Source organism: Maritimibacter sp. DP1N21-5, assembly GCF_019218295.1.
Taxonomy (GTDB): Bacteria; Pseudomonadota; Alphaproteobacteria; order Rhodobacterales; family Rhodobacteraceae; genus Maritimibacter.
The window spans coordinates 529,864-539,704 of sequence record NZ_JAHUZF010000004.1 but is presented as its reverse complement, the minus strand read 5'-3'; the positions used below and the strand labels follow the sequence as shown (position 1 = coordinate 539,704).

At 62.4% G+C, this 9,841-nt stretch carries 17 protein-coding genes; 2 read left to right on the top strand and 15 right to left on the bottom strand.

Annotated features, from left to right (window positions below; all coding sequences use genetic code 11):
• Positions 1 to 155: 155 nt before the first annotated feature.
• Both KJP29_RS07330 and KJP29_RS07325 read right to left on the bottom strand, forming a co-directional pair.
• Positions 156 to 623: a nuclear transport factor 2 family protein gene (locus KJP29_RS07330; protein WP_218462943.1), complete on the bottom strand. Its 468-nt coding sequence runs from the start codon at positions 621 to 623 to the stop codon at positions 156 to 158.
• 70 nt (positions 624 to 693) lie between these two features.
• Positions 694 to 1,248, bottom strand: coding sequence for a carboxymuconolactone decarboxylase family protein (locus KJP29_RS07325; protein WP_218462907.1), 555 nt, complete (start codon positions 1,246 to 1,248; stop codon positions 694 to 696).
• A gap of 118 nt (positions 1,249 to 1,366) precedes the next feature.
• Between KJP29_RS07325 and KJP29_RS07320 the strand changes: the two genes are divergently transcribed.
• Positions 1,367 to 2,257, top strand: a complete 891-nt coding sequence (locus KJP29_RS07320; protein WP_218462906.1) for a LysR family transcriptional regulator — start codon at positions 1,367 to 1,369, stop codon at positions 2,255 to 2,257.
• 313 nt (positions 2,258 to 2,570) lie between these two features.
• A complete protein-coding gene (locus tag KJP29_RS07315; RefSeq protein ID WP_218462905.1) occupies positions 2,571 to 3,845 on the top strand; it encodes a DUF6538 domain-containing protein in 1,275 nt (424 codons plus the stop codon).
• Here KJP29_RS07315 and KJP29_RS07310 read toward each other — a convergent pair whose 3' ends face one another.
• From KJP29_RS07310 to KJP29_RS07250, 13 genes are all read right to left on the bottom strand, one after another.
• Positions 3,846 to 4,130: a hypothetical protein gene (locus tag KJP29_RS07310; RefSeq protein WP_218462904.1), complete on the bottom strand. Its 285-nt coding sequence runs from the start codon at positions 4,128 to 4,130 to the stop codon at positions 3,846 to 3,848.
• On the bottom strand, positions 4,130 to 4,399 hold the full coding sequence (locus tag KJP29_RS07305) for a hypothetical protein (RefSeq protein WP_218462903.1): 270 nt from the start codon (positions 4,397 to 4,399) through the stop codon (positions 4,130 to 4,132). Before KJP29_RS07305 ends, KJP29_RS07310 begins: the two co-directional genes overlap by 1 nt.
• Positions 4,396 to 4,707 (bottom strand): hypothetical protein, encoded by a 312-nt coding sequence (locus tag KJP29_RS07300; RefSeq protein ID WP_218462902.1) that lies wholly within the window; start codon positions 4,705 to 4,707, stop codon positions 4,396 to 4,398. The genes KJP29_RS07305 and KJP29_RS07300 overlap by 4 nt, the downstream gene beginning before the upstream one ends.
• On the bottom strand, positions 4,700 to 4,906 hold the full coding sequence (locus KJP29_RS07295; protein WP_218462901.1) for a hypothetical protein: 207 nt from the start codon (positions 4,904 to 4,906) through the stop codon (positions 4,700 to 4,702). The genes KJP29_RS07300 and KJP29_RS07295 overlap by 8 nt, the downstream gene beginning before the upstream one ends.
• Positions 4,875 to 5,174: a hypothetical protein gene (locus KJP29_RS07290; RefSeq protein WP_218462900.1), complete on the bottom strand. Its 300-nt coding sequence runs from the start codon at positions 5,172 to 5,174 to the stop codon at positions 4,875 to 4,877. The genes KJP29_RS07295 and KJP29_RS07290 overlap by 32 nt, the downstream gene beginning before the upstream one ends.
• Entirely contained in the window at positions 5,171 to 5,488 is a 318-nt protein-coding gene (locus KJP29_RS07285; RefSeq protein ID WP_218462899.1) for a DUF6527 family protein, read from the bottom strand. Before KJP29_RS07285 ends, KJP29_RS07290 begins: the two co-directional genes overlap by 4 nt.
• The gene (locus KJP29_RS07280; RefSeq protein WP_255553462.1) at positions 5,488 to 6,216 is read right to left on the bottom strand and encodes a lysozyme; all 729 of its coding nucleotides are present in this window, start codon (positions 6,214 to 6,216) and stop codon (positions 5,488 to 5,490) included. The genes KJP29_RS07285 and KJP29_RS07280 overlap by 1 nt, the downstream gene beginning before the upstream one ends.
• Positions 6,213 to 6,665: a hypothetical protein gene (locus tag KJP29_RS07275; protein WP_218462898.1), complete on the bottom strand. Its 453-nt coding sequence runs from the start codon at positions 6,663 to 6,665 to the stop codon at positions 6,213 to 6,215. Before KJP29_RS07275 ends, KJP29_RS07280 begins: the two co-directional genes overlap by 4 nt.
• Positions 6,665 to 7,048 carry a hypothetical protein gene (locus KJP29_RS07270; RefSeq protein WP_218462897.1) on the bottom strand — a complete coding sequence of 128 codons (384 nt, stop codon included), beginning with the start codon at positions 7,046 to 7,048 and terminating at the stop codon, positions 6,665 to 6,667. The genes KJP29_RS07275 and KJP29_RS07270 overlap by 1 nt, the downstream gene beginning before the upstream one ends.
• A gap of 63 nt (positions 7,049 to 7,111) precedes the next feature.
• Positions 7,112 to 8,089, bottom strand: a complete 978-nt coding sequence (locus KJP29_RS07265) for a hypothetical protein (protein WP_218462896.1) — start codon at positions 8,087 to 8,089, stop codon at positions 7,112 to 7,114.
• Positions 8,086 to 8,862 (bottom strand): hypothetical protein, encoded by a 777-nt coding sequence (locus KJP29_RS07260; protein WP_218462895.1) that lies wholly within the window; start codon positions 8,860 to 8,862, stop codon positions 8,086 to 8,088. The genes KJP29_RS07265 and KJP29_RS07260 overlap by 4 nt, the downstream gene beginning before the upstream one ends.
• A complete protein-coding gene (locus KJP29_RS07255) occupies positions 8,862 to 9,161 on the bottom strand; it encodes a hypothetical protein (protein ID WP_218462894.1) in 300 nt (99 codons plus the stop codon). Before KJP29_RS07255 ends, KJP29_RS07260 begins: the two co-directional genes overlap by 1 nt.
• Before the next feature lie 12 nt (positions 9,162 to 9,173).
• Complete coding sequence (locus tag KJP29_RS07250; protein WP_218462893.1) at positions 9,174 to 9,764, bottom strand: hypothetical protein; 591 nt, start codon at positions 9,762 to 9,764, stop codon at positions 9,174 to 9,176.
• Between the last annotated feature and the right edge of the window lie 77 nt (positions 9,765 to 9,841).

The following is a 9,841-nucleotide window of genomic DNA, read 5'->3' as shown; positions in this document are numbered from 1 at the left end:
GACGGCCGTGTGCAACGATACCGGCGCGGCGACGATGATCGCCGCGCAGTGAACGAGCAGCACCAGCTATGAAGAAGCAGGTGGACGCCAGTTCCTACACCATCTCCCGGGACACTACCACATCGCTGGAATAGAAAATGTCCATTCGATCCTCGCTATAGCCCGAGATCGTCGAGACCGGGGTGGTCGTCGGGGCGGCGTCCCAAGGGCCAGTGGAACTTGCGGTCGTGTTCTCGGATCGGGTGTTCGTTGATGCTGGCATGGCGGACCGCCATCAGTCCATCCTCGGCGAATTCCCAGTTTTCATTGCCATACGCCCGAAACCATTGTCCGCTGTCATTGTGGTATTCATACGCATACCGCACGGCGATCCGATTACCGGAGACTGCCCAAAGCTTCTTGATCAGGCGATAGTCCAGTTCCCGCGCCCATTTGCGGGCCAGGAAGGCTTCGATTTCAGCGCGCCCAACCGGGAATTCAGCGCGATTGCGCCAGCGGCTTTCCGGCGTGTAGGCCAGCGCCACTTTGGCCGGAGCGCGAGAATTCCAGGCATCCTCGGCCAGCCGGACCTTTTCTCTGGCGCTGTCTTTGTTGAAGGGGGGAGAGGGGGGCGGCTCATTGATGCGTCCTTTCAGTTCTGGGCCTCAAAGACGGGTGGCCGGGTTGGGGAGCGGCCCGGCCACCGCGCTACGGTTATGCCGCGAGTTCGTCGGCATTCACCGTGGGGAAATCGATCTCGGTCTGTGCAACCTCGTTCAGGTAATTGGTCCAGGTGTTCAGCGCGACATGCTGCACGATCTCGATGATCTGGGCATCGTCATAGCCGGCATTGCGCACCGCGTGCAGATCCTCGGCGCTGATGTGGCCGCGTTCGATAACCAATTTCGCGGCAAAGCGCACGGCGGCGTCGGCCTTGGGATCATTCGAACGGCCGGCACGGTTGGCGGCGACTTCGGCCGCGTCGAGCTTGGCGAGATTCGTGCCAAGATAGGTGTGTGCCGAGAGGCAGTAGTTGCAGCCGTTGATCTGTGCCACCGCCAGAGCGACGCGTTCGCGGGTCGCGGCTGGCAAGCGTCCTTTTCCAAGGGCACCGGACAAGCTGAGATAGCCTTCCAGGGCGGCCGGGCTGACGCTGGCGAGGCGGAACAGGTTGGGGACAGACCCCAGCTGTTTTTCAACCGCTTGCAACAAAGGTTGCGCGGCCTCGGAAGCGGCTGCGATATCGGCGGGATAGGTAATGCGGGACATGTGAAAGCCTCCTTGGGTTATGGCCAGTCATTCTGGTCGAGCGATAGATAGCGGCTGGCATCTTTCGGGATAATCCTTTATTTTCGGCAATCAAAATTCCATTTTTCGGGAGGGTGATTTGGACCGGTTTGATGCGATATCCATTCTCCATGCGGTCGTGGAAACAGGGAACCTGTCGGCCGCCGGAAGGCGGCTCGGTGTGCCGCTCTCGACGGTTAGCCGCAAAGTTTCCGATCTCGAAGCGCATCTCGGTGCGCGCTTGCTGATCCGGTCAACACGCAACGTCAGCCTGACCGAGGCTGGAAAAGCCTATTTGGTCGCGACCCGGCGCATCCTCGAAGACCTCGCCGAGGCCGAGCGGGCGGCGGCTGGCGAATATGCGGTTGTGAAGGGGGAACTGGTGATCACCGCGCCTATCGTGTTCGGACGCCTGCACATTCTGCCGATCGTCACGGCCTTCCTGCAGGCCTATCCGGAAACCGATGTGAAGTTGGTCCTTGCCGACAGGCTTTTGCACCTTGCGGACGAACACATCGATCTGGCCCTACGCATCGCGACGCTGCCTGACAGCAGCGATGTCGCCGTGAAGGTCGGAACGATCCGTCGTGTGGTCTGCGCAAGCCCCAGCTATATCGAAAGGCGGGGCCGTCCGCAAAATCCGGCGGAGCTTGTTGGCCATGATGTCGTGACCTTCTCGGCCTTCGCCCTATCCGAGGCCTGGACCTTCGGAAGGGGAGCGGCGGCACGGCCTGCCACGCCCCGTTTGCGTCTGACAGTCAATACGGCCGAAGCCGCAATCGATGCGGCCATCGCCGGCGTGGGCATGACGCGCGTGTTGTCCTATCAGATCGCAAAAGCCGTCCGTGCAGGACGACTTGTAACTGTCCTCGACGATCACGCTCCCGATCCGCTGCCTGTCAGTTTGGTCTATCGCGGTCAGGAAATGCTGCCACGGAAGCTTCGGGCCTTCATCGATTTCGCGACCCCGCGCCTCAAGGCTGCTCTATAAGCTGCATGAGCGGCGATTCTATGGGCGAAGCCGCGTTCGTTCCGCCGACTATGCGTTCGGCCACGCCAATCAATAGGGTGGCACTCTCCTGAGAGCTGGCCATGCAGTTGGATTTCGGTTCCATTTGCTTGTGGCGGAGACGAAGTCCGACACTAAATATGCACTAGCGCCATAAAAACAAGGGATACACCGAACAAGACGCGAGAAAAAGCTACGCTTTGGGTCACGTTTTGGGTCACAAATCGGGCCTCATTTCATCTTGCCGTTTTTACACCAATTCGGCACCCTGCGGCGAGTCGGCAGGGGAAGCGAAGTGTCATTGATCGAACGAGGCGGGGTCTACCACATGCGCAGGCGCGTGCCCCGGCGCTATGCCAAGGTCGATCCCCGCACCTTCGTCAAAATCTCCCTCAAGACCGACAGCCGCGCCGTCGCCGAACTGAAGGCGAAAGCCGCATGGGCCGAACTCATCGACGGATGGGAGGCGCGGCTCGCCGGTGACACGGACGACGCTGACGACCGGTTCGCCGCGGCGCGCGAGATCGCCCAGAAGCGCGGGTTCAGGTTCCTGCCGGTCCAACAGGTCGCGCGCCTGCCCGTCGAAGAGATCGTTGAGCGCATCGAGGCCGCGACCGATCGGATCGGACGCGTGAACAAACAGGAGGCCGACGCGCTGCTCGGCGTGGTGAAGCCGCCCGAGATCATGCTCGCCGGCATCCTCGATGAATACTGGCCGTTCGCCCGGGACAAGATCAGGGGGAAAAGCCCGGACCAACTCCGGCGTTGGCGCAATCCCCAGATCAAGGCGTTCAAGAACCTGCTGGCGATCACCGGGAACAAGCCGCTCTCGGAACTGACCCGCGACGACATGCTCGACCTGGTGCAATGGTGGCAGGACAAGATCGAGCGCGAGAACCTGACGCCCAACAGCGCGAACAAGGATTTCACCTACATCGCGTCGGTCCTGCGGCGCCTGAACGAAAAGAAGCGTCTGGGCCTCGACGTGGAAAACCTCGTCGGGCGCCTGCGTATCGCAGAACATGAGAAAGGCCACAGGCCGCCGTTTTCGACCACGTGGATCCGCGAGAAGCTGCTCGCGCCGGGCGCGCTGTCCGGGCTCAATGGTCAGGCGCGCGGCATCCTCATCGGCATGATCAACACCGGATACCGCCCGAGCGAGGCCGCAAGCCTCCTGCCCGAACACATCGTCCTCGATGCGACGATCCCGCACATCGTCATCGCGCCAGAGGGCCGGCAGTTGAAAAGCCAGTATAGCCGGCGGTCCATCCCACTGACCGGCGTGAGCCTGGAAGCGTTCCGGCAGAACCCGCGCGGGTTCCCACGCTATGCCGACAACCCGGCGCTATCCGCGACCGTGAACAAGTTTCTTCGGGAAAACGGCCTACAGGAGACCCCCGAGCATACGCTCTACTGCCTGCGCCACAGTTTCGAGGATCGCCTTCTCGCGGCGGAGGTCGATGAACGCATTCGCCGCGACCTCATGGGCCACACGCTCAACCGCCAGAGATACGGGCACGGCGCGTCCCTCGAACACATGCACGGCATCCTCAAGGGTGTCGCGATCTGATTAGGCCGGAATGGGCTGCTCGAATTTCCGTCCGAAACCGAGGATGCAGGAGCGCCCCGAAGGGTAGGACAATATGACTGTCCACGTTCCGGTGCGCAGGTTCGCAAAGGTCTCCACCACCTCGCCGGATGACATATCGCCCTTCGATTGCAGCGTCTCGCCGAACCTGGTGTCGAGCGCCATCACGATCTGCGAGCGAAGCGCACAGTTGTCATTGGCGAGGACCGGCGCGGCTGGCCACGCAAGGCAAGCGGCGATTCCGATTGAAAGGATGATCGCTCGCATCACCGATCCCTCCCGATCCGATAGTTTCGCCACGCAATCGCGACGAGGATCGCGGCGAGGCTTGTCTTACTGAACGCGGCCAGCCCCTCGAACCCGGCACCGTTAGCGCGCTGGACCATGGTGACAAGGATCGACATGCCGAGCGCGGCCAGGAACCACGCGAGGACACGCCCGGGCGGGATGGCGCGCGCGTATTGATGGGCCAGCCACCAGCACGCGAGGACCGCGACCATGGAGGCCACATGGTTCCAGAGGTCGATATGTGTCACTTCGCTTTCTCCTTCAGGATCATCTGGCGGAACATGCGGATCGCCGCGAGCCCGCTCTCCCCCATCACGAAACCAGCCGCGAGATAGGAGGCGGTCCCGGCGCCGGTGGCCGCGTTGATGATGTGGCCGACGACACCGCCCAGGAACACCGCGCTCGCGCCCCCGGCGATGCCCTCGATTACCCGCCGTTTCCAATGGTGCTCGGGCGCGTAGATCGCGCGCACGAACGCGCCGGCCGCACCGCTGACGATCAGGGCCTTCACGTGATCCGGGAGGTCAGCGATGACGGTGGGCATTTTATCAATCATCAGACACGATCTCCGCGATGCTGGTCAGTTTGTCGTTTGCGGTGTCGAGCCCGCGGCGCAGCGCGATCGCGCAGGAGCCGAGGGCGCGCACCGTGTCACCCGGCGGGCAGGTGACGATTTCAGGGCGCAGAAGCTCGTCTGGAATCGGCTGCGTAACCGGCGGCACCTCACCGCACGCGGTCAAGAACAGCCCGGCCATAATCACTAAGCGGCTCATCGGCTCCCTCCATGGTTTCGAGGTCTTTGGCGATCTGCTCCCACCGCTGCCGCTCGGCGGTCTGGAACTTGATGTGGGCATCGAGGACGCGCGCGGCTTCCTCATGTGCCTCGATCGTGCGCAGGGCGGCGTCACGCTCGCGCGTGAGCTGCGCCACGTCCTGCCGCAGCGACATGACCCACCATGTCCCGCCTCCCACCGCCGCGAGTGCCAGCCCGAGAGCGGCGAGGATGAGGGTCAAGCGGTTCATGGCGTATCCAGATCGGGCAGATCGACCGTCTGCCCGCGCAGATCGTGGGTGCAGTCGTTCAGAAACTGGATGCGGCCATCGGTGACATACGAATGGCAGCGCGCCGGAGGTGCGTCCTCGATCCCCGCATCGGCACCGTCATAGGTGACGAGGATCGACGGCGAGAAAGTGGGCGCGTCAGGATTGCCGTTGAACGACCACATTGGACGCCCCTCGCCCTCGACCCGGACGTGATGCATGTATCCGCAGCCAGGACACTTGAACGCGACCCGCCCGCCTTCGAGGGAACGGAGTTTCGAGCCGATACGCGCCATCACTTCAGCCCCGACAGACAGAGCCCGCGCTCATCAGCGCGCCGGTTGTCGAGCCCCTTCCAAACGCGCCCTCCGGCCCGGTTCCAGCGCGGGAGCTGGTCGCAGGCCGCGCGCCAGTCACCGGCCCGGGCATACCGCGCGAGCGTGGAACTACACGCCGCGCCGATGCCCACGTTGTAGGTCCACGACGCGAACGACGCCTGCACCTCGACCGGGGCCATGGGCAGGTTGGGGATGCAACGGGTGAGCGGGACATAGTAATCCTCGAAAAGCCGCTCCTCGAGCATCGAGGCGCACTCGGCCCGGGTGTGAACGTCGCCCGGGCGAACGCCCTCGGTCTCGCCGTAGCAGACAGTCCAGACACCCACGACATCGCGGTAGGCCTCGGTTCGGAGCCCTTCCCATTTCGCGACCACGGGCACGGCCAGAGCCATGACCGCCGCCCCGATCGCCGCGCCCTTGGCGGTCTTGCTGCGGATCGCACCGGCCTCGTCGCGGATCATCTCGGCAACCTTCCGGGCGAGGTCCTTCTGTTGCAGGAGCCGGGCTGGGATGCCGATGATGCCGAGAACCGCACTGATCAGCGCCCAGGTCATGACCGACAGTCCGGTCTGCTCCGGCGTCGTGGCGTCCCAGATCGCGCCGATGCCGGCGGCGGCTTGGGCGACCAGAACCCAGATCGACCACATGCGGTGGGCCTGTTTCCACTCGGGGATGAGGTATTTCATGTCGATGCTCCTTGAAGAACGAGGAGGATGACAAACGGCAGGGCGCCGGCGAGGACCGCCACCGCCTTTGTCTGCCCGTCGCTCATGCTCCATTTCGGGGGATTGTGTCTGTGCCAGAAGCCGGGATCGGCGAAGGGCGAGCCATAGCGGATCCAGCTCCGGCCCTTGTCCCAGATGTCCATCGCATTGCCCGCGATCCAGCCGGAAACCATGACCCAAGGGATGCCGGAAAGAAACGCCGCGAGTGCGAACATCAGGATCGGCACGCCGTCCCAGAGAATATGCTGACGCGACAGGAACCGCCCGTAGGGGTGTTCCCAGAAGCGATCGAGGACGTGGTGCGAAAGAAAGGCCAGCGGCAGAGCCCCGACCACGCCAGCAGGCCCCGCGACGGACCATGCCGCGACAGTGATGATGGCTCCGAAGGTTCCGTGGGCGGCGGTATACATCACTTCCACCGACCGATTGCGAGAAAGCTACCAGCGGCGCTGTTTCCATCATTCGTGCCGCCAATTTCCTTCGCAGATATTTTCGCCGCTGTCGCTGAGTTTGAGAACTGGCGGCGGGGCGAGATAATAACCTCCCCGGTCGTGTTTGCAGCCGCCTGCTCCTGATCGCCTGATGCGAACACCCGAGGCGTCTCTAAGAACGCATGGGGGTAGGTCCATGTGTAGTTCTCAAGTTTGTTTCCCGCTGTTCCCGACCAGCCGCTCGGAGGTCCGAAGCTGTGATCCATCCAGCAAATCAGCGTCCCATCGGGGAACTTGGTGTAACTCCCGTTCGCGTTCGAGCCGTATTCGATGCCGTCTGCGTTCTGTCTTGCTTTGGACATTAGATAATCCTCATGTAATATGTCGCGAAGGTTCCGTGGACGGCGGTATACATCACGGGCTCCTCATGGACTGCAATCTGCTGTCCAAGTGAGCTGCATCCCCTCGGTGTCGCTGGCATTAATTCTCCACGTAAAACCGTGAATGTAGGGCCCGCTAATTATCCCGTAGGTTGCAGAAACGCTGGTGCCGCCACCAGTGTATCTACTACCTGCTGCGGTAACCGTGTGAGGCACGGAGGCTTTTGTTACCTTGAAACTCACATATCGCCGCAAGTCTGAGGCAGTTTCTGAGCTAGAGTATTCAACCTGGTATCCCGTTTCGTAGTATGCTTGGCACCGCAACAGTTCTGCGGTCCGCGCCAGAAGCTCGAACGATGTGGCAACACTACCCGGCTCAAGCTGGACTAGGCTCATTTCGCCAGTGCCAGATGTTTCAACCTCGGCATCGGTCCCGCCCGTGAGAGTATCAATCATGCCGCTGTCGCCAGCCGTGCCGCCGTCGATCTTCATTTGCAGCGTGCCGGTCCACGAAAGGACATAGGTGCCGGATTGCAGGTCATCGCCGCTGATTATTTGCTTGAGAGAACCTGCGCTGATCGTGATCGTCGTAACGTTCTCGCTGGTCGCGAAGGTATAGGTGCACCCGCTCGCCCCAGCTTTCCACATATCGTGGCCGTAGGCCCCTGCGGACAGAACAACCGTGCCCGACACTTCTCGTTGGTTGATCGCGAAGTTGCCATTGATGATCCTATTCCGAGGCCCCAGATGCGCGCCGGAGAGGAAAGATGCAGCCTCGAACGTCTTGAACGCGATGAACTCAAGCACATCATCTGCGGCTGCCCCGGAAGCCAGCACAATGTCCGACCCGTTGACCGCCGTGTAGTCGTCTCCACGCACCAGCTTCACGCCGTTCAGCCATACCAACTCGAAACCGGGAGTATACCCGAGGGTCGCGAAGGTTGTCTGCGAGGCGGTCGCGATGAACGATTGGTCCGTGCGGGTCGCCTGCGGGACCGGGGTGCGTCCGTTGTAGCCGCTCATGTGTAAATCTCCGCGTCGATGGAAACTGTGTCGAGCGTGTGGGCGTAGCGGTTGGTTGCGCCAAAACGGACGCTATTGGGCGAAACGTCGCCCCCAATGCTGGCTGCGCCCGATACCGAGCCACCGGCCGATGCGTTGAAATAGCCGGACGCCGCAGGAGTCGTGCGCAGAGGGTTTTCAAACTGCATGACAACAGAGGAACCCAAACCAGTGCCGCTACTCTCTGTCTGCTGAGACATCGGCCCTTTGTTAGCTGCCACTGACCAGCCGATGTAATACCGGCGACACCGACGCAATTCGTCATCCCGAAACTCAAAGGGAGTGATGACGCCGCCACGCTCAAGCTGAACGAGGTTAAGTGTCCCCGTGCCCACCGTCTCCAAGTAGCAATCGGCGCCACCCGTCAAGACTGCCTGCATTCCGCTGACGCCTGCCGCCCCTCCATTGATCTTCATGCCTACGGAGCCGCCCCATGACAGCGTGTGCGCGCCGCTTTGCAGTGTGGCGCCTTCAACGACTTGGACCAACGAACCAGCCGTGATGGTAATAGTCGTCAAGTTTTCTGAGGTGGCGAAAGTGTAGGTGCAGCCAGAGTCCCCGCCGCGCCATCTGTCATGTGCGTAGGTGTATGCCCCGACTGATACCGTGCCTGAAACGGCCCGCTGGTTGATCGAGAAGGCGCCATTGATCACGCGATTGCGCTGACCGAGTTGGTAGAGCAAGTCCGGCGTTGGCGTCACCAGTGTTGGGGTTGACCCGTTGTATCCACTCATCAGGCCTGCTCCAACATGCTGACGAACACGTCGAGGCTCGCCGCCGTGTCGCTAGTCACGACAAGCGTTTGCGCGGCTTCCAAGACGACCTTGCAGTCGTAGGAGAACGACGCGCCGGCAGGGATTGGGATCGCGGGCAAGAGCACGACGCCGTTGGCCGTGACGGTCGCCTCGATCTGGGTCGCCTCTGTGTTCGCAAGGTTGATGTTGATGATCGTCGCGACCGTGGAGGCCGGGACGGTGTAGACCGTCGCCGGGCTGGTGCCGACATCGGCTTGCGTTGCGTTGGTGAGTGCCATGTCTGTCTCCTGTTACCCGAGTGCAATGGCGTAGGTGATCGCGGCCTCTTCCGCCGCCGCCGCGCTGGCCGCTGCATCACCGGCGCTGTCGGATGCCGCCGAGGCACTTCCGGCCGCCGCCGTAGCTGACCCATCCGCCGCCGTGGCCGATGCCGCGGAATTGCCGGCGCTGGTCGCGCTGGCCGCCGCGCTATCCGCCGATCCCGTGGCCGATGCCGCCGCAGCCGCCGCACTGGCCGCCGCCGCGTCCTCATGGTCGCCCGCCGCTTCAGTGAGCAACACGATTTCGGACTTCGCGTTCGAGATCGGGATTTCGGTCAGGATGCTCGCGAGGGTCGCGGTCTCAACGTCATCGACAATGACCCCGGACTGAAAAGAGCGCGCCACGCCGTCCTTGGGAACGATGGTCATGACGTAGCCGCCGGGGATCAGCTCGCACTCAAGCGCGCCGTCCTCGTCGGTTTCATACTGAAGCCGCTCGGGCAAAGCGATGTCGCCGCCGATCCGGGCGGTCAGGTCGGGGGATGGGCGGAAGAACACGAAGGCACCCGCCTTGGCGACGTTCGCGTAATTCGACACGGTTCCTGTGATGGTGCAAGTCATGCGGACGCGATCCTCGGGTGCGGTCAAAGAGGAAGCGCGTCCTGCACTTTCCGCTCTTGTAGCACGTAACCGGGGGT